The organism is Sutcliffiella sp. NPDC057660, from assembly GCF_042800035.1.
Taxonomy (GTDB): Bacteria; Bacillota; Bacilli; order Bacillales; family Bacillaceae_I; genus Sutcliffiella_A.
Genome location: NZ_JBHVHV010000016.1, coordinates 1 through 17,391 on the forward strand (window position 1 = coordinate 1; position 17,391 = coordinate 17,391).

At 39.9% G+C, this 17,391-nt stretch carries 22 protein-coding genes and 1 riboswitch; of the genes, 20 read left to right on the forward strand and 2 right to left on the reverse strand.

The annotated features are described in order from the left end of the window. Positions 1–253 precede the first annotated feature (253 nt). Entirely contained in the window at positions 254–1,099 is an 846-nt protein-coding gene (locus ACFVAD_RS17940; RefSeq protein ID WP_386643152.1) for an AraC family transcriptional regulator, read from the forward strand. Positions 1,100–1,106: 7 nt separating this feature from the next. Here ACFVAD_RS17940 and ACFVAD_RS17945 read toward each other — a convergent pair whose 3' ends face one another. Next, positions 1,107–1,994 carry an EamA family transporter gene (locus ACFVAD_RS17945; RefSeq protein ID WP_386643155.1) on the reverse strand — a complete coding sequence of 296 codons (888 nt, stop codon included), beginning with the start codon at positions 1,992–1,994 and terminating at the stop codon, positions 1,107–1,109. 306 nt (positions 1,995–2,300) lie between these two features. Next, positions 2,301–2,404: riboswitch (purine riboswitch) on the forward strand. A 161-nt stretch (positions 2,405–2,565) separates the two neighbouring features. Between ACFVAD_RS17945 and ACFVAD_RS17950 the strand changes: the two genes are divergently transcribed. The 19 genes from ACFVAD_RS17950 (at position 2,566) to ACFVAD_RS18040 (ending at position 14,926) form a co-directional block, all read left to right on the forward strand. Next, positions 2,566–3,441, forward strand: coding sequence for a 5'-methylthioadenosine/S-adenosylhomocysteine nucleosidase (locus ACFVAD_RS17950; protein WP_386643158.1), 876 nt, complete (start codon positions 2,566–2,568; stop codon positions 3,439–3,441). Positions 3,442–3,611: 170 nt separating this feature from the next. Continuing rightward, positions 3,612–4,121 carry an RNA polymerase sigma factor gene (locus tag ACFVAD_RS17955; protein ID WP_386643160.1) on the forward strand — a complete coding sequence of 170 codons (510 nt, stop codon included), beginning with the start codon at positions 3,612–3,614 and terminating at the stop codon, positions 4,119–4,121. Continuing rightward, entirely contained in the window at positions 4,118–4,990 is an 873-nt protein-coding gene (locus tag ACFVAD_RS17960; protein ID WP_386643163.1) for a hypothetical protein, read from the forward strand. Before ACFVAD_RS17955 ends, ACFVAD_RS17960 begins: the two co-directional genes overlap by 4 nt. Positions 4,991–5,226: 236 nt before the next feature. Further along, positions 5,227–5,445: a hypothetical protein gene (locus ACFVAD_RS17965; protein WP_386643166.1), complete on the forward strand. Its 219-nt coding sequence runs from the start codon at positions 5,227–5,229 to the stop codon at positions 5,443–5,445. Between the two features lie 520 nt (positions 5,446–5,965). Beyond that, entirely contained in the window at positions 5,966–6,547 is a 582-nt protein-coding gene (locus ACFVAD_RS17970) for a DUF4256 domain-containing protein (RefSeq protein ID WP_386643168.1), read from the forward strand. 252 nt (positions 6,548–6,799) lie between these two features. Further along, positions 6,800–7,144: a PadR family transcriptional regulator gene (locus tag ACFVAD_RS17975; RefSeq protein WP_386643171.1), complete on the forward strand. Its 345-nt coding sequence runs from the start codon at positions 6,800–6,802 to the stop codon at positions 7,142–7,144. Beyond that, entirely contained in the window at positions 7,141–7,482 is a 342-nt protein-coding gene (locus ACFVAD_RS17980) for a DUF1048 domain-containing protein (protein WP_386643174.1), read from the forward strand. Before ACFVAD_RS17975 ends, ACFVAD_RS17980 begins: the two co-directional genes overlap by 4 nt. A 359-nt stretch (positions 7,483–7,841) precedes the next feature. Next, positions 7,842–8,603: an ABC transporter ATP-binding protein gene (locus ACFVAD_RS17985; RefSeq protein ID WP_386643177.1), complete on the forward strand. Its 762-nt coding sequence runs from the start codon at positions 7,842–7,844 to the stop codon at positions 8,601–8,603. Beyond that, positions 8,604–9,353 (forward strand): ABC transporter permease, encoded by a 750-nt coding sequence (locus ACFVAD_RS17990; protein WP_386643180.1) that lies wholly within the window; start codon positions 8,604–8,606, stop codon positions 9,351–9,353. It abuts the gene before it with no gap. 312 nt (positions 9,354–9,665) lie between these two features. After that, on the forward strand, positions 9,666–10,193 hold the full coding sequence (locus ACFVAD_RS17995; RefSeq protein WP_386643183.1) for a GNAT family N-acetyltransferase: 528 nt from the start codon (positions 9,666–9,668) through the stop codon (positions 10,191–10,193). Between the two features lie 150 nt (positions 10,194–10,343). Beyond that, positions 10,344–11,375 carry a S66 family peptidase gene (locus ACFVAD_RS18000; protein ID WP_386643185.1) on the forward strand — a complete coding sequence of 344 codons (1,032 nt, stop codon included), beginning with the start codon at positions 10,344–10,346 and terminating at the stop codon, positions 11,373–11,375. A 24-nt stretch (positions 11,376–11,399) separates the two neighbouring features. Beyond that, the gene (aac(6'), locus tag ACFVAD_RS18005) at positions 11,400–11,834 is read left to right on the forward strand and encodes an aminoglycoside 6'-N-acetyltransferase (RefSeq protein ID WP_386643187.1); all 435 of its coding nucleotides are present in this window, start codon (positions 11,400–11,402) and stop codon (positions 11,832–11,834) included. A gap of 38 nt (positions 11,835–11,872) precedes the next feature. Next, positions 11,873–12,292: a GNAT family N-acetyltransferase gene (locus ACFVAD_RS18010; protein WP_386643190.1), complete on the forward strand. Its 420-nt coding sequence runs from the start codon at positions 11,873–11,875 to the stop codon at positions 12,290–12,292. Between the two features lie 72 nt (positions 12,293–12,364). Further along, positions 12,365–12,661 (forward strand): antibiotic biosynthesis monooxygenase family protein, encoded by a 297-nt coding sequence (locus tag ACFVAD_RS18015; RefSeq protein WP_386643193.1) that lies wholly within the window; start codon positions 12,365–12,367, stop codon positions 12,659–12,661. Between the two features lie 74 nt (positions 12,662–12,735). After that, entirely contained in the window at positions 12,736–13,167 is a 432-nt protein-coding gene (locus ACFVAD_RS18020) for a bis(5'-nucleosyl)-tetraphosphatase (RefSeq protein ID WP_386643196.1), read from the forward strand. Between the two features lie 185 nt (positions 13,168–13,352). Then, complete coding sequence (locus tag ACFVAD_RS18025; RefSeq protein WP_386643199.1) at positions 13,353–13,838, forward strand: tetratricopeptide repeat protein; 486 nt, start codon at positions 13,353–13,355, stop codon at positions 13,836–13,838. 21 nt (positions 13,839–13,859) lie between these two features. After that, positions 13,860–14,093, forward strand: coding sequence for a hypothetical protein (locus ACFVAD_RS18030; RefSeq protein WP_386643201.1), 234 nt, complete (start codon positions 13,860–13,862; stop codon positions 14,091–14,093). A gap of 35 nt (positions 14,094–14,128) precedes the next feature. After that, a complete protein-coding gene (locus ACFVAD_RS18035; RefSeq protein WP_386643204.1) occupies positions 14,129–14,542 on the forward strand; it encodes a YhfM domain-containing protein in 414 nt (137 codons plus the stop codon). A 57-nt stretch (positions 14,543–14,599) separates the two neighbouring features. Further along, positions 14,600–14,926 carry a hypothetical protein gene (locus tag ACFVAD_RS18040; protein ID WP_386643207.1) on the forward strand — a complete coding sequence of 109 codons (327 nt, stop codon included), beginning with the start codon at positions 14,600–14,602 and terminating at the stop codon, positions 14,924–14,926. Positions 14,927–15,648: 722 nt separating this feature from the next. Here ACFVAD_RS18040 and ACFVAD_RS18045 read toward each other — a convergent pair. Then, positions 15,649–17,331 (reverse strand): glutamine--tRNA ligase/YqeY domain fusion protein, encoded by a 1,683-nt coding sequence (locus ACFVAD_RS18045; RefSeq protein WP_386643209.1) that lies wholly within the window; start codon positions 17,329–17,331, stop codon positions 15,649–15,651. Positions 17,332–17,391 lie beyond the last annotated feature (60 nt).

The following is a 17,391-nucleotide window of genomic DNA, read 5'->3' on the forward strand; positions in this document are numbered from 1 at the left end:
GTCGAAATCTTTCGAATTATATACGGACATTATAATCGACTAATTCTGGACAGGCAATACCGTCAGCTTTCGGTAATTTAAGGATGTCAAAAACACATGAGTAAGGATACTATCGAATTCAATACTGTAAGAAATAATATAGATACTTTAAGATATAGAGAATGGGAAATATATCAACCGGCTTTTTCAGGCAATAAATGTCGGGCTGAATGTAAGTTTTTCCTTTAAAATGATGAACAGAAGGAGGGAGTTTATGGATTGGCTGGTCAGGATGAATAACGTATTGGATTACATAGAGGAAAGGTTGGACAAGGAAATAGATTACAAGGAAATAGCAAGGGTTGCATGCTGTTCGGAGTTCCACTTCTCCAGGATATTTTCATCCATAACCGGTATTTCACTTTCAGAATATATCAGAAGGAGGCGGTTGACCCTTGCTGCTTTCGAATTGCAAAAAAGTGATCGTCGAATTATCGATATCGCGATGAAATATGGTTATGAATCTGCTGATTCCTTTGCGCGTGCTTTTCAAAAAACACATGGAATAAAGCCGTCTGAATGTCGCCTGAAAGGCAAATCATTAAAAGCTTTTCCAAAACTATCTTTTCAATTGTCCATAAAAGGAGATACTGAAATGGAGTATAGGATTGAAAAACTGGAATTTGAAATAAGATTAATAGGTAAAGGTAAGCCTGTAAAAACTAGCAGAGCTTTTAAAACTATTCCAACACTTTTGAGCACTGCAAAAAAAGAAGGGTTTATGCAGCAACTAATAAGTATGTCGTGGGAAAATCCGAAATGCTCACTCGAGGGAATATTAGGTGTATGTGGAAAGGAAGCCGCCATAAAGGATGAAGAATTTAACTATTTTATGGGTGTCCGTTATGATGATGAAGCTCCAGAAGGGATGGAAACACTGATTATTCCACCAAGTACATGGGCTGTATTTCCAAATATCGTGGAGGCATGGAAACGGTTATATTCAGAATGGGTTCCTACAGCTGGATATGAACTAGCGGATCTGCCATGTATTGAATGTTATTATCCACCAGGGCATAAACCCCGGCATGAATTATGGGTACCGATTATTCCTAAATAAGAAGGAATCAGCCGGAGAGACTGACCCTCTGGCTTTGTTTCATATTACCGATGATGATTCCTCCTAAAATAAGCACAACTCCAAACCATTGTAAGGAAGCTATTTCTTCTGATAGGACAAGCGCTGACATGATTATAGCAACGGGAAGCTCGGATGCTGTAAGAATCGTGCCTAGTCCTGGACCGACATGCGGCATCCCGATTGAAAATAATAACGGCGGGAACACCACACCGAATACACCAAGGATCAATCCGTAAGGCAGTACACCTGTAAGGGTCGTTATATCGAGAAGGAATACAGGTGGAAATAATATAAATGTGACAATCAAGCCTCCAGTTGAAAGAAGGGCACTTTTTTGAATAGCAGGAACCTTCTTACCGATGATACTGCTCAAGAAAATGAAGATGGAAAAAGTCACCGCAGAAAGCATTCCCCATACAGCCCCCTCGAAGGATACAGATTGTATATTCTCTACGAATAGGCCAGCTGCCAAAATGGATCCGGCAAGGAGAATCACTATCGAAAGAACCTTTCCTGATGATGGCCTTCTTTTAAAAACAACCCATTCGATCACGGAGCCGATCCAGATGAATTGAAATAGAAAGATGATGGCCAATGAAGCATCGAGTGTCTGTAGTGATTGATAGTAAAGCAGTCCGGTTAATCCCATCGGTATGCCGGCCAACATGATTATCCCGGCTTGCCTAAAGCTTATTTTGGTTTTCTTGGCGAATAAAACCACCAGCCAAATAATCAAGGTCCCAAACAGCACTTGACTCCCCGTAACCTCCACCATCGAAAAACCTGCAGAATAGGCAAGCTTCACAAACGTGGATAAGATCCCGAGGCAGCAGCCTCCAATAAATACAAGTAATGCATAATGCCAAGTCTTCATGAAAAATCCCCTCTTTCCTTTTATAAAAAACAAAAAGCCACACGACTGTCCTAAGACAGTCGTGTGGCGAAAATAGAGTTCCCTCTAGAAAAATCCACAGTAAAGATTTTATTATTGAGTTTATAAATGGAATTATAATAGATAATGGTTCTTTTTACAATAGGAATTATTTTAGTTTGAATTATAGGGAAAGTGTCTGTGTTTCAGTGTGAATTCCCATTAAAGCCGAACAATTAAATATGGTTTTTAATAATAATTCGTATTTTGTTTGATTATCCTATATCTATTTGTTATATTAGGAAAGTAGTAAAATTAAATATTTTTACTCGTATATACTCGGTAATATGGTCTGAGTGTCTCTACCCGGTTCCCATGGAAGAACTGGACTACGATGTGAAGTATAGGGAAGATAGGCTTATTTGCTGATTCCGATTTTTGATGCAGGGCTATTTGTCTGCTTCATTATTTATACTTGAACTCGTTAGGTGTAGGGGGTAGAAATTATTCTATTTTCTAGACCTTTTTCTTTTGGCCAGAGCAGCAAGAAAATACTACTTAGGGGAGATCACGTATGAAAAACATCATGGTAGGTAAATTCGTTTCATTAACATTGATTGCTGTACTGTTGGTATCGGTATTTGCAGGCTGCAGTTCTAAGACCGAATCAGCAGGTAAGGAAAAGGAAACCCAAAGGCCGATCATGGTTCAAGGGCCGATGCCAATTGAGGCAGAAAAATTCGCCGATAGGCTTGAGAATGTGAAAGAGGAAAAATCAGGATCGTTTGTATTCTACATAGGGACTTTGGATGACTATCCGGTCATCGTTGCCAAAACCGGAAAAGGGATGGAAAATACAGCAGCAGCTACTGCGGTGGCTATCGAAAGATACAATCCGATTGCCATCATCAACCAAGGAACATCAGGCGGGCATGATCCGGATCTGAACGTATTTGATATTGTCCTAGGCGAAAGAACGACCAACCTTGGTTCATTAAAGACAGCCAATAAGGATGAAAACCAAGGGATTGATCCAACTGTATGGAAACCAATGGACTTAATGGCTTCTGAAGGAAGTGCAGGAGAAGACCCTAATGCCGAAAAGATTCGCTATTATGAGGGAGACAAAGAGTTACTCGCAGCTGCCAATGCAGTAATAGATACATATACTGAAGGAAAAATTGTTCAGGGGACAATCGGTTCGGCAGATGTCTGGAATAATGAAGTGGACCGGATTAACTGGTTCCATGAAAAATACGGCACATCCGTGGAAGAAATGGAAGGTGCCGCAGCAGCACAGATCGCCGGAGCCTATGATATCGCATTCTTAGGCATTAGAGTACTATCCAATAATAAAGTCAACGGCGGCAAATACAACCCGGAAACAGCAGCAGCCAACCAAGGATATGTGTATGAAGTGGTGAAAGAATACATCTCCACGTTGAAATAAGAATGAAAAAGTATGATAGATTTAGAACGAACTTTTCTGGTGAAAGGTCCCCCATTTCTGTACGATGAAATGGGGACTTTTTTTATTGGATATGATAATTTAACCTTCGTGTGAAAGTATCCATGAAAACTGACGTCTAATAGGTATATGCGTTTTACGGGGGAGAAGGAATGAGAGAAGAAAACGAGCTGACGGATTGGTTTAGGGAATATCATAATGACATTTATAATTTCCTTATCTATTATACTGGCGGGATGGATGTGGAGGATCTTGTACAGGAGACCTTCGTGAAGGCTGTTCGAAATATACATAAGTTTAAGGGGGAGGCGAGTCCCAGAACCTGGCTGATAAGCATTGCCAGGAATGTGGCGATTGACGAAAGCAGAAGGAGAAGGAAAGAAGAGACGAAAAGGAATCGTCTTCTGCATTTAAGTGGGTCAGCCGAGGGGGCGGATTCCCCAGAGGATATTGTGGGTTTGAGCGAGACGAAGGCGGAACTCTACGTGGCGATAAGGACGCTAAAGCAAAGCTACTATGATGTCCTCATGTTCCGGGGAATCAACGAGCTGTCTGTGCAGGAGACTGCCCAAGCGCTGAATTGGAGTGTAAATAAAGTGAATCTCAGCTACCATAGGGCTTTAAAGGCGCTGGAGAAAAAGATGGGAGGGCGAAAGATATGAAGGATTCCACACTCCATGATCAACTTCAATCGTTTCCAAAAAATCATAAGCTGAAAGAAGAAGCCTTAAGCAAAATCTCTGGAAGCATTGATAGGGAACTGAAGGAGAGACAGGCAAAATTCCAAACTGGTACATTATTCAATAAAAAAGTAATCGCCACCGGATTTGTGACTTTGGCTATGGCAGCCATCCTGATCTGGAGCATCGGTGGTCAAGGAATGACTATTCAAAAGCAAGCTGGAATCCATCATGATAAGGAACTGACAATGGAGAACAAGCAGAATCCCAGCGTCCAGGAAGAGATTAGCCCGGAGGATATTTATTCGGTTTCACAAAGCGAGAACAGCTGGGCTGTGGATCCGAGAGAACCACGGAATCTGATGACGGATGGGGGTTCTGTGGTTCATCTGAAAGTTCAATCGGTTGGGGAGGCTGTAATACTACCTAAATATGAAGATTTCTATACCTATGAGCCTTTTACACCCTTGGAAGTGGAAATAGTGGACACCATCTCTGGCAAAGCTTTATCCGGGAGAAAGACTATCTACATCGGGGGCGGGAATATCCGGATAGCCAACCTGCTGGATTCCTGGGTTGGAAATGAATATGAAGGCTTTGAAAAGATGGGCTTGACCAAAATGTCTCAGGAAGAGCAGGAAAGGCAATTTATTTCCTATACATCCGAATATGATTACAAAATGGAGCCAGGAAAGGAATACGCGGTCATACTGGTGAGGAAAACATCTGAGGCACAACTCTACGGAGTCATGGGACAGGGATACGGAATCTTTGAAATTGAAGAGACCGGACAAGGGGATAAAATATATAGAAATGTCTTAACCGGAAAAACTTCCAAGTTGGATTTCTGAATGGAGATGTCGGAGTGATGATTGATTAGATTTAAGGAGTTCAAAAAGTTCATTTAGAAAAGCAGCAAAGCAACAGATGAAATGGCGTGAGATTTCATTTGTTGCTTTGCTTTTTTTGGAGAGGAAAATAAATTTAATAGAAATAACAAGACTATTGGAATAATTATGTTAATATTTAAATATATGGGATTAGTTTGAGATTTAAAGCAAACAAAATTATTATAGAAGGTGAAATAATGATAGCTAAAATTAAAGCAATACCAGAGAAAGCGGCATTTACAATAGGTTTAGGTTTAATATTATTTATTCCATTATTTCTATTTTTGATGTCATTATTATTCCCATTAGGATATTGGACAAAGATGATTATAAGTCTTGTCGCAATATTTTTTTCTACCTCTTTAATACTAAGTGCGGCTGATAAAAGACATTCAAGAATTGGGAAGAAAAAGTGAGGATACATTCAGGGAGCGCTCATTAAATCCTAATCAGCTAAATTTAAGAAAAACGGAGGGGTTATGATGGCATATTTTTTCATCGCATTTGTAGTGCTTGCAGTCGGATTTTCGATATTTAAAGCAGTGAGAAAGAGAAAATTACCAAGTAACAACTATACTCCCTTTGACAGCATAACAATGGGTAAATCAGATAAAGATTAGAGTTTATGTGATATTTCTTTACCCAAAAACGGAGCTTAACTAGAACCAGGGAGGCTTCTTTTTTGTGAAATTACATATTGTGTTGTATGAAATTCAGTTATAGGGCAGTCATCAGGGATATCGAAATAAATATGAAGATTACTTGTTATTCCAAACAGGATATATTAACTGTTAAATAGAAATTATCTTTAAGAATGAATTCTATTCAAAAAGGCAATTCTTTATATGAAATAATTTATGGTGGCAGGCTTCAAAGATGGAAATCAGAAATACATAAATCATTATGAGGAAAAACAATATATGAGGAGGAACTATCATGACAAAGGTAAATAATATCAGCGATAAAAAAGAATTGTCACTAGAACAAAGTGACGAATTGCTCAGAGTCTTGAAAGACCGTTTTGAGAAAAACATGAACCGCCATGAAGGTCTCGAATGGGCAAACGTCCAAGCAAAGCTGAGTGCCAATGCGGAAAAACTGTGGTCGCTCCATGAAATGGAAGTTACCGGTGGTGAGCCGGATGTTGTTGGCTATGATAAGGAGAAGGACGAATACATGTTTTGTGATTGTTCAGTCGAAAGTCCTAAAGGCCGCAGAAGTGTTTGTTACGACCGTGAAGCACTGGAGGCAAGGAAAAAACATAAGCCTGAAAATAGCGCAATTGATATGGCAACTGCCATGGGTATCGAACTACTTACGGAAGAACAATATCGAGCGCTGCAGGAGCTTGGGAATTTCGATATGAAAACATCGAGTTGGGTGCAAACACCAGCTGATATCAGGAAGCTTGGCGGTGCACTTTTTTGCGATTATCGCTTTGGTCACGTCTTCGTGTATCACAATGGTGCAGATTCCTATTACGGTGCCAGGGGATTCCGTGGCATGTTGATGGTCTAGATTTCGCACGAACAAGTAAATTTATATGTAGAACGAAACGTTTATTTCGTTCTTTAACTTTGGGGCGCTTTTCTGCTATTAAGAAAAGCGCCCTTTTTCATGAATTTGAGTAAAATTAGGTTATTGACAATTGACGCTATTCTGCATTACTATATACTAGTAATAAGTAATACTAAATATCTGTATCACAAGGTACCTGTGTTACAGAGTACTGAATAAAAATAAAGAGAAATATAAATGAGGTTGAAAAATGTGGAGAATATTACAGAAATGCTGAAAGGTGTGCTTGAGGGTTGTGTGCTTGAGATCATCAGCCGCGGTGAAACTTACGGCTATGAGATCACGCAGCAGCTGCGGGAACTTGGCTTCACTGATGTGGTTGAAGGGACAGTTTATACAATTACCATGAGGCTTGAAAAAAACAACCTGGTGGACATAGAGAAAAAGCCTTCCACTATGGGACCGCCGAGAAAATTTTACACACTCAACGCAGCAGGTCAAGAGCAACTTGAAACTTTTTGGAGAAAATGGGAATTCGTCTCAAGCAAAATTAGTGAACTCAAATCTAAAGTTAAATCAAAAGGAGAAGTAATATGAGTATTATAAAAAAAATAATTGGAAGTCTGGATGACAAGCGGGAATGGAAAGCGATGGAGGCGCGTGCGAAGACACTTCCAAGTGAGTATCTCCATGCTTACAATGCCATCAAAAAATATATGTGGACCGCTGGTGGTGGTCCCTCCGATTGGAAGGATACCAGTCGTATCTTTGGCGGTATTCTCGATCTGTTCGAGCTGGGTGCAGCGGAAGGCAAGAAAGTCACTGACCTTACGGGCGATGACGTTGCCGCTTTCTGTGATGAGCTTGTGAAGGATGAGAAAACTTGGAGGGATAAGTACCGCAAGGAATTGAACGATACAATTGGTCGTGGCTAACTGCGATATCCTAGTGGATCGTCTAGCATCGACACTAGCTGGTCATTTTGAATCAAAGTATCATGAAGCGATAGGAAAAAAATAATCTAATAGATAGTACCGACTGAATAGCTGACTACCAATGGTGATTTGCCACCAACACTATTCAGTCCTATTTTTAATATGGTAGTAAGTTATACAGAATATCAGTAAGACTGAGTAGTGGTAAATAGACAATTTAGCTCTGTCTGTCAGGCGCCAGACCGGTGATTACTAAGCCTATCTGATGGTGAGTAACAAGCGCTCATATCAGACAAAGGTTCCTTATCTCCGGAGCTCAGGAGCGACCAGCATGCACATTTTATAAGGGAGGAAAAAGTATGAACAATTCAGCGATTTCTGTAAAAAGGTTGAAAAAATCCTTTAAAGACAAGGAAGTATTAAAAGAGGTGGACTTTGAGGTGCGGCGTGGCGAAATCTTCGCACTGTTGGGGTCAAATGGAGCTGGGAAGACGACGATTGTCAACATTCTCTCGACACTGATGAAGCCCGATGGCGGTGAAGTAGGTATTTGCGGCTTAGACGTCCAGCGTCAGCCGGATCATGTTCGACAGAGCATCAGCCTGACGGGTCAGTTCGCAGCGCTAGACAGCATGCTAACCGGACGGGAAAACCTGATGATGATTGCAAAGTTGCGGGGAGTTTCCAATCCTGCTCAAGTAGTCGACAATCTGCTAGCAAAATTCAGCCTTACCGATGCGGCAAACCGCAGGGCCGACAAGTATTCCGGCGGGATGAAGCGCCGGCTTGACATCGCTATGAGCTTGATCGGGACGCCATCAGTCATTTTTCTCGACGAACCGACGACAGGGCTTGACCCTGAAGCACGGATTGAAGTCTGGGATACCGTTAAGGAACTTGCCCGCGGCGGCACGACCATCTTGCTGACGACCCAGTACCTGGAGGAAGCCGAACAACTTGCAGACCGTATCGCCATCCTGCATGACGGTAAAATCATCAAGACCGGTACCCTTGCCGTACTCAAGGAGATGTTCCCGCCAGCAAAAGTGGAGTACATCGAAAAGCAGCCGACATTGGAAGAAATTTTCCTCGCGATCATCGGTAAAAAGGAGGAGCTGTAAATGAAAAGTAAAACAGGGGTATTACTAGGGCGTTTAATGCGCAACATCATTCGAAGTCCGGATACGATTATCACGGTGGCGATTACGCCGATTATGATGATGTTGCTATTTGTCTACGTATTTGGAGGCGCGATAGAGACAGGATCAGACAACTACGTCAATTATTTATTGCCGGGGATCCTGCTGATGGCTATCGCATCCGGCGTTGCATACACTTCCTTGCGGTTGTTTACGGATGTAAAGAGCGGGCTGATGGCACGTTTCATTACCATGCCCATCAAGCGCTCATCGGTATTATGGGCTCACGTGTTGACCTCGCTTATTTCCAATGCGCTTACTGTTGTTGTGGTTATCCTAGTCGCGCTCTTGATGGGCTTCCGTTCAGGCGCTGATATCCTGGATTGGCTCGTGGTAGTTGGGATACTCGGGCTGTTTACGCTAGCGCTGACATGGCTGGCGATCATTCCTGGTCTGACAGCGGGGTCCATGGAAGGGGCGACAGCCTACTCGTATCCACTGATTTTCCTGCCGTTTATCAGTTCGGCTTTTGTCCCCACCGAAACCATGCCTAAAATTGTCCGTGCGTTCGCTGAGAACCAGCCCGTGACTTCAATCGTGAATGCGATTCGTGCCCTCTTGTATGAAGGGGCTGTTGGCAACGATATCTGGAGCGCGCTTGCCTGGTGCGTCGGGATCATGGTCATCGCTTATTTCTTCGCCACTAAAGCATTTAAACGTCAGTTAGGATAAGATTTAGGAACTGAAAATTGTGAATGGCGTGTATTAGTTGTCTATATGAATTATGTTAAAGGACGATACTTAATATAAAGTATCGTTCTATCTTTCACTAAAATTGCTAATATAAGTTACTAATGGGCATCATTCTTGCTTATTCTTTGCAAAGGGGAGACCTAGAAGAGTAGCATCGAATTAATAAGCTTAAATCTAGCTTTAGTAGGAGAAATATGGGGAATGTCCTTCCTTTTGAAAACTATATGTACCATAAAATAAAGGAATTTTTCTTTAAGTAAAGAAAGAATAATAAAGAGAAAATGTGAGGAGATGAAAAAGATTTTAGAACGAAGCAACCATACCATTCAGATTAAGCGCTGGGAAGATAAGGACATAGATTTACTTTTTCGTATAAACGCTTCAGAGATGATGCAGCATCTTGGAGGTCCCGAAAGTAAAGAGCAAATTTTGAATAGACACAAACGGTATCTTGAGCTTGATGATAAAGGATGTATGTTCAGCATCATATTGTTACCAGAGTTAGAACCAGTAGGATCAGTTGGTTATTGGCAAACTACTTGGAACGATGAAAAAATATACGAAATTGGATGGAGCGTCCTACCCTCTTATCAGGGAAAAGGAATAGCTACCATCGCAGTGAATTTAGCAATAGAAGCGGCATCTGCCGAGAATAAGTATACATACATTCACGCTTTCCCTTCAATTGATAATTCTGCTTCCAATGCAATTTGTCGGAAGCTTAACTTTCAATTTATTTCTGAATGCGAATTCGAATACCCTCCAGGGAACCTTATGAGATGCAATAATTGGCGTTTGAATTTAATTCCTAGTGAATAGTTAATCTTCAACGGGCGTGAAATCTGGTACAAGGATAAGTGCTTATTTTTCACTTTGTGGCTAGATTCATGAATAACAGCAGGAATTTGATGATTATATAGAAATTAAATCCATATGTAGAAACCGAATTAAATAAGGGTGGTAGTTAATGTGTTAGTAAAACCAAAGAAATTGCAGCCAGGAGATATGGTTGCGACAGTAAGTCCTTCATGGGGCGGGGCAGGCGAACCGAAAATTAGATGGCGTTATGAGCAAGGTGTAAAGAGATTAGTAGAAGTTTTCGGCCTTAAGGTTGTCCCAATGCCGAATAGTTTGAAAGGTGGAGACTATCTTTATCAGAATCCACAAGCTCGTGCCGAAGATTTGATGACAGCATTTAAGGATGAGCGTATCAAAGGGATCATTGCAAATATTGGTGGAGAAGATAGCATTCGTTTACTTCCCTATATAGATTTTGATGTTATCCGTGAAAACCCGAAAATTTTTATGGGTTACTCTGATGTGACCATTTCACATTTATTTTGTCATAAAGCAGGAATTTCTTCTTTTTACGGTCCAGCAATTTTAATGGATTTTGCTGAAAATGTGGAGATGGATCCATATACAGTTGAAATGGTGAATAGAACGCTCTTTTCAAATGAAATCATTGGTGAAATTCATCCGGCTAAGGAATGGACGAGTGAACGTTTAGAATGGATTGAAGAGAATAAGAACCGACGACGGACAATGAGAAAAAACTTAGGTTACGAGGTACTTCAAGGCTCAGGTATAGCACAAGGACATTTGATTGGTGGCTGCATTGAAGTACTTGAGTTTGCAAAAGGGACAGAACTTTGGCCTGATAGTAAACATTGGGAGAATAGTATTCTTTTCTTTGAAACATCTGAAGAAAAGCCGGAACCAGCTTTTATCAAATATTGGTTACGCAATTATGCTGCGCAAGGGATTCTGCAAAAAGCTAAAGGAATCATTTTTGCTAAACCTCAAGATGAGAAGTACTACGACGAGTATAAAGTAGAAATTCAAAGAGTCATGAAGGAATATGATTTGGAGGATTTGCCGATTCTTTATAACTTGAATTTCGGTCATACCGAACCGAAATTCATTTTGCCATATGGCGCTATGGCAGAAATTAATTGTGAAAAGGGGACTTTCACGATTTTAGAAAGTGGAGTGGAATAATTTTTTTTAGAGAGAAGGTTCTATATGCTTAAAGAGGCGACATTAGAGGAAGTACAAGAAGCTGCTCACCTTGCTTTACTGCTTTGGCCAGATCACACGTTAGAGGAATTTATTCAAGAAATAGCGAAACTTATTGATCAGCCTGACGCAACGGTTGTTTTAGCTTATCATGACAGTGAAGCAATTGGGTTTGCACAATGCCAGCTGCGATATGATTATGTGGAAGGTACAAGTTCAAGTCCTGTAGGATATTTAGAGGGACTCTACGTAAAAGAAGCCTTTCGTAAACAAGGCATTGCAAAAAAACTAGTTAATGCTTGTGAGAATTGGGCTAAGAACAAAGGATGTCACGAGTTTGCCAGTGACTGTGAATTAGAAAATGAAGAAAGCTTGGCAATGCATCTGAAGTTGGGCTTTAGTGAAGCAAATCGAATTATTTGTTTTAATAAGAAGTTATAAGGTGGATGCCGTAGCAGCATGAACAGGGGGATAAAGCCTTGAAAGAAGTTGTAAAAGCTCAAATAGACGACTTGGATAAGATCGTGCAGATAGATAGTGAGGTTATTGGTAATAAAAGCAGACGGAACTATATTAAAAATGCTATAGAATCAGGAAACTGTATCATTGCAAAAGAAGGAAACTCAATTGTTGGATTTTTAATCTACAATACTAACTTCTTCGATTGTGCCTTTATTTCATTAATTATTGTGTCACCAGCCAACAGGCGTAAAGGATATGCGAGCTATCTAATTGATACTATGATAGGGATTTCACCTACTACGAAAGTATTTTCTTCTACTAATCGTTCTAACTATAGCATGCAACAAGCGTTTGAAAAAAATGGATTTGTTCAGAGTGGAATAATTGAGAATCTAGATGAAGGGGACCCTGAGATAATTTACTTTAAATCGAGATAATAGTTACTTCTAAATAGGTGCGGTTTTTTCGTGAATTTACAATCTATAATTGAGTACTGAGGGGGAGCTTTTATGATATTAGAAGCTGTCATGCTTCAAGTTAAAAAAGGGATGGAACAGGAATATGAAGAAGCTTTTCGTCAAGTGTCTGAAATTATTTCATCGATGAAGGGCTATATATCCCACGACCTACAGCTTTGCATTGAAGCTGAAGGGAAGTATTTATTATTAGTAAGTTGGGAAACCTTAGAAGATCATACAGTTGGATTTAGACAATCAGAAGAATATCAAGAATGGAAAAATCAACTCCATCATTTTTATGACCCATTCCCGACAGTAGAACACTTTCAAAAAGTGGATCTTTCGTAAAAGTTACTTTACAAACATAGTCGCAAACTTTTCAGGAAATTAGACTGTTCCTGTATAGAGGTGGTTATAGAACAATGGAAAAAGAAAAATCATGTGGGGTAATTATATATCAAGACAAACCAACCACTCGGTATCTTATTGTAAAAAGTAAAGCTAATGGTCACTGGGGCTTTCCAAAAGGACACATTGAAGAAGACGAAACAGAAATTGATGCAGCAAGAAGGGAAGTTAAAGAAGAGACAGGTCTAGATGTTGTAATACATGAAGATTTTAAGTTAAGTATGGAATATATGCTTTCAGAATCAGCTACTAGAAAAGAAGTAATCTTATTTTTGGGAACGCCCTCGAGTACCTCTGTTACCATTCAAGAGAGTGAAATAGCAATGTTTAAATGGGCTACATTTACAGACACATTAAAGTTGTTTGTGTATGAAAATCAAAAACAGATTCTAAAACAAGCCCATGAATTTTTAAATCAGAGATATAGGTTCTTCTTAAAGGGTTAGGTGGACAAAAAAGAATACTTGATACTAGAAAAGACTCGTCAAATTGACGAGTCTTTTCAGCTTTATAATTTATGATTTTGAATTACTAATCTAATCCACCAGAAGGATTAACGCTTCTTTTTGTTGAATCTACTAAGCTTATGGGCAGGATTCCTGAAATAAATGGACAAAGGGGGAGAAAATCTATGAACCATGATTTAGATATAGCCATTAAGTTACGAGAAAGTGGAAAACACAATGAATCTAATCAATTACTACTGAAACTAGTACAAGATTTTCCAGAGGATGCTTCGATTAATTATCATTGTGCCTGGAGTTTTGATCTATTAGGGGAAGAATCAAACGCAGTGCCCTTTTATGAAAAGGCAATCAAATTGGGTTTACCTTCAAACGAATTGGAAGGGGCATTTTTAGGGTTAGGAAGCACATATAGATCATTGGGAGAATATGAAAAGTCAAAGAATACATTTCAGCGTGGGATGGAAGCATTTCCGAATAATAGAGCAATCCAAGTGTTTTATTCCATGACCTTATACAATTTGAAAGAGCATAGCAGTGCAATGGAGATTCTTCTGAAATGCTTGATAGATACCACATCAGACAATGAGATATTAAGATACAAAAGAGCGATTGAATTCTATTCCGATAGATTGGATGAGACTTGGGAATAGCATAAAAGGGAGTGAAAAGAGTTGGATTTTATTTTTTATGGCACTATCGGATTAATTCTACTGTTTCTGATTATTGTCTATGCTGTTCGTGCGGGAATTGACACTTCACAGAATATGAAGGCACTCCGTTCTGAACTGGAGGGTATTAAAAGGAAGCTTAAAGATATGAAAGTAAGAACATTAACTAAAAGAAAATGGAACATACCAGTAATGATCTTGAGGCAGTTAATAAAGAAAAATCTGTTTGGCCAATAAGAAGTTTGTTCTACAAAGTATTTAGGGGGTGCAATTTGAAAAATATCATCCTATTGATTTCAATAATAGGTGTTTTGGTAGTTATATCAGGTTGCTTGAATGAAATGAATGGGCAAAAAATAACTCTCCAGAAAAGAGCTGGTGAAGATAATACTTTTGAAGATTTAAAAGAAATCACGGATAAAAACCAGGTAAGAAAAGCTATAGATATAGTGAAAAATGCCAATTGGGAAAAAGCAAAAGTCAAAATGGAGCGCTATGCTGACTACCAGTTTCAATTTCCATCTAAGAATAGCAGTGAAGACAAAATAGCGTCCTATTTACTATGGGTAAGCCCTAATGGTCATAATCTTGAATTAGTTACGGATGACGATAGATATGTAAAATTAACAGAGCAAGATTCAGCAGCGTTATATGAAATTTTAACTGGAGAGGAACTAGTAAAATAATTTCCTGTTTTTTATTTCAATAATAGCGGTGGGCTAACTTGTGGAAAGGAGAATTCAATGCCAATTAGAGTAAAAAAAGAGATTTTCCTACTTTCGATACTATTAATTGTTGTGTTGGCTCTGCTATCTATCTGGTATCTGACCAAGGCGGATCATAAGGGTATTGTCGGAGTACTAGAGGAAAATGCATTTATCTTATACCCCTTTAAAGTAGACCCGGAAGAGGAACCATATACTCCAGAGATTCATTTTTTAGAGGATACTAAAGTAACTGGGAAAATAAGCAGTATTAATGATTTGAAAGAAAATCAAGAGGTCAAGGTGTGGACAGAAACGGTTGACGGCCAACTTTTTGCCAAAAAGATTGTAGTCACAGAAGAATAGACGAGTTTGAAAAGTGGTTCCAAACGGAATATCTATATGTTGAAGAATTAATTTAGCAGCTATTGAAAAAGCAGGGAGTCATGGACTTCCCGCTTCAGTTTGTAGACAAAAGGGATTAGGAATGGCCACAAAGCCGATTTTTCACTTTCATAAACAACATACTTTACAAAAAGAGCCTGAAGCAATGAAAAATAGCCAATAATATCGAGAAGAACCCCCTGGTCCGGGGGGATTGAGGGGTTTATTTGTTGTTTTCCTGAAATGCAGGGGGGCTTCTGCGGGTTTTTCTTCGGTGGAAAAACGTTATGCACAAAAATTACGATTTGCGGTGAATTCCTAGGCACTATTTGCACAAAAGATTCCGTTTACGCTCAAATTTGCCCTGTTTACGTGCAAAAATTAATTTTTATGCACAAAACGCATCGTTCGACAAAATTAGCAATAACCTCAAACCGCAAAGAGGAAATCCGGGTAGTCCGTAGACAACTTTTTTGAACATCAACAAGCCGGCTGTAAGGGCCTGTTCTTTAGATTGGCCACTTCATTCGGAGAGTCACTGAACTGATTCCGTTGGTACAAGCTGGTCTATGCCTGGGACGGATAGCTACACAAAAACCTGTAGACAAACCCGAATTACTTTGAGTTTGTCTACAGTCTGAAGCAGGGAGTCATGGACTTCCTGCTTTTTCATATCCGTCTTGTTTTCGGATGCAACTTGACCTTTATCTTCCGGGCTTTCCTGTCCAGGAGTCCTTCAATGGGACAATCCTGTTGAAGATCAGCGTATTTTCCGTTGAGTGCTTATCCAGGCAAAAATAACCGTGGCGTAGAAATTGGAATCTATCTTCGACTTTTACATTTTTCATCCAAGATTCGATTCTGCAATTTTTCAGGACTGTTTTCGATTTTGGATTGATTTTCTGCTCCCATGTTTTTTCTGTATCCTTTACACTGTCTTCATCTTCGAACAGTTTTTCAAAAAGATGAACCTCCGCAGTTTCGCTGTTCAATGCGGAAACCCAATGAATAGTCCCCTTGACTTTTCTTCCGGTGAACCCCGTTCCGCTTTTGGTTTTTTGATCATATGTGCATCTAAGCTCCAATATCTCCCCTGTAGCATCATCTTTAATCACTTCATTACACTTAATGAAATAGGCACCCTTCAAGCGGACTTCGGAATGTAAGGATAGTCTTTTAAATCCTTTAGCCGGCACTTCCATAAAGTCCTCTCTTTCTATATACAGCTCTTTTGAAAAGAGAACATCCCTGTGGCCTAACTCTTTGTTTTCTGTATTATTTTCAATTGATAGAAGTTCGGTCTTGTCTTCAGGATAATTGGTTATCGTAACCTTCAAAGGGTTCAATACCGCCATCGCACTATTCGCTTTTGTTTTCAACTCATTTCTAAGTGTGCTTTCCAGCATGGCAATATCCACAATGCTTTGATGCCTGATAAAACCGATGTCATTTATGAAATTTCTTATGCTGCCTGGAGTGAATCCCCTTCTCCTTAGCCCGCTTATAGTAGGCAATCTCGGGTCATCCCATCCATCTACAACATTTCCTGTTACCAATTCCCGCAGATACCGTTTACTTGTCACAACACCGGTTATATTAACTCTTCCAAACTCCCTCTGCTTTGGTGGTTGAATTATATTCAGTTCTGTCAGCACCCATTCGTACAGTGGGCGATGGTCTTTGAACTCTATCGAGCAGAATGAGTGGGTGACACCTTCAATAGCGTCCTGTATCGGGTGGGCAAAATCATACATGGGATAAATACACCATTGGCTGCCCGTTCTATAATGGCTTGCATGGATAATCCGGTACAGAATAGGATCCCTTATATTCATGTTTGGGGATGCCATATCAATCTTTGCTCTTAACACCATCGAGCCTGTTGGAAATTCGCCATTTTTCATCTTCAAAAATAACTTGAGGTTTTCTTCTACCGGCCTTTCCCTATAAGGGCTGTTTTTCCCAGGCTCTGTCAGGGTACCGCGAAATTCCCTCGTCTCCTCCTGAGACAATCCGCACACATAGGCTTTTCCGGATTTTATTAAGCTGATTGCTGCATCGAATATCTCGTTTGAATAATCCGATCCATAAAATATCCGATCACCGGGAGGATAGCCGAGCCAATTCATGTCTTCAATGATGGAATCGACATATTCGCTTTCTTCTTTTAAAGGATTCGTATCGTCAAAGCGGAGGTTGAAATCTCCATTGAAATGTTGAGCAATCCGGTAGTTCATATTAATCGCATAGGCACTTCCGATATGAAGATGACCATTCGGTTCTGGAGGGAACCTTGTGCAAATCGTTCTACTGTATGCTCCGTTTTCCAAATCCTCGATAATGACCCTTTCCAAACTGTTATGGTTCGCTTCCGTTTTCCCGTCCATATTAGACCCTCCTAAGATTATTAGTGTTTTTATCCAATAAAAAAAATCCCACCCCCAAGA

Coding starts and splice junctions, on each gene's coding strand:
- ACFVAD_RS17940 (WP_386643152.1), top strand. CDS start 254: ATGGATTGGCTGGTCAGGATGAATAACGTATTGGATTACATAGAGGAA.
- ACFVAD_RS17945 (WP_386643155.1), bottom strand. CDS start 1,994: ATGAAGACTTGGCATTATGCATTACTTGTATTTATTGGAGGCTGCTGC.
- ACFVAD_RS17950 (WP_386643158.1), top strand. CDS start 2,566: ATGAAAAACATCATGGTAGGTAAATTCGTTTCATTAACATTGATTGCT.
- ACFVAD_RS17955 (WP_386643160.1), top strand. CDS start 3,612: ATGAGAGAAGAAAACGAGCTGACGGATTGGTTTAGGGAATATCATAAT.
- ACFVAD_RS17960 (WP_386643163.1), top strand. CDS start 4,118: ATGAAGGATTCCACACTCCATGATCAACTTCAATCGTTTCCAAAAAAT.
- ACFVAD_RS17965 (WP_386643166.1), top strand. CDS start 5,227: ATGATAGCTAAAATTAAAGCAATACCAGAGAAAGCGGCATTTACAATA.
- ACFVAD_RS17970 (WP_386643168.1), top strand. CDS start 5,966: ATGACAAAGGTAAATAATATCAGCGATAAAAAAGAATTGTCACTAGAA.
- ACFVAD_RS17980 (WP_386643174.1), top strand. CDS start 7,141: ATGAGTATTATAAAAAAAATAATTGGAAGTCTGGATGACAAGCGGGAA.
- ACFVAD_RS17985 (WP_386643177.1), top strand. CDS start 7,842: ATGAACAATTCAGCGATTTCTGTAAAAAGGTTGAAAAAATCCTTTAAA.
- ACFVAD_RS17990 (WP_386643180.1), top strand. CDS start 8,604: ATGAAAAGTAAAACAGGGGTATTACTAGGGCGTTTAATGCGCAACATC.
- ACFVAD_RS17995 (WP_386643183.1), top strand. CDS start 9,666: ATGAAAAAGATTTTAGAACGAAGCAACCATACCATTCAGATTAAGCGC.
- ACFVAD_RS18015 (WP_386643193.1), top strand. CDS start 12,365: ATGATATTAGAAGCTGTCATGCTTCAAGTTAAAAAAGGGATGGAACAG.
- ACFVAD_RS18020 (WP_386643196.1), top strand. CDS start 12,736: ATGGAAAAAGAAAAATCATGTGGGGTAATTATATATCAAGACAAACCA.
- ACFVAD_RS18025 (WP_386643199.1), top strand. CDS start 13,353: ATGAACCATGATTTAGATATAGCCATTAAGTTACGAGAAAGTGGAAAA.
- ACFVAD_RS18040 (WP_386643207.1), top strand. CDS start 14,600: ATGCCAATTAGAGTAAAAAAAGAGATTTTCCTACTTTCGATACTATTA.
- ACFVAD_RS18045 (WP_386643209.1), bottom strand. CDS start 17,331: ATGGACGGGAAAACGGAAGCGAACCATAACAGTTTGGAAAGGGTCATT.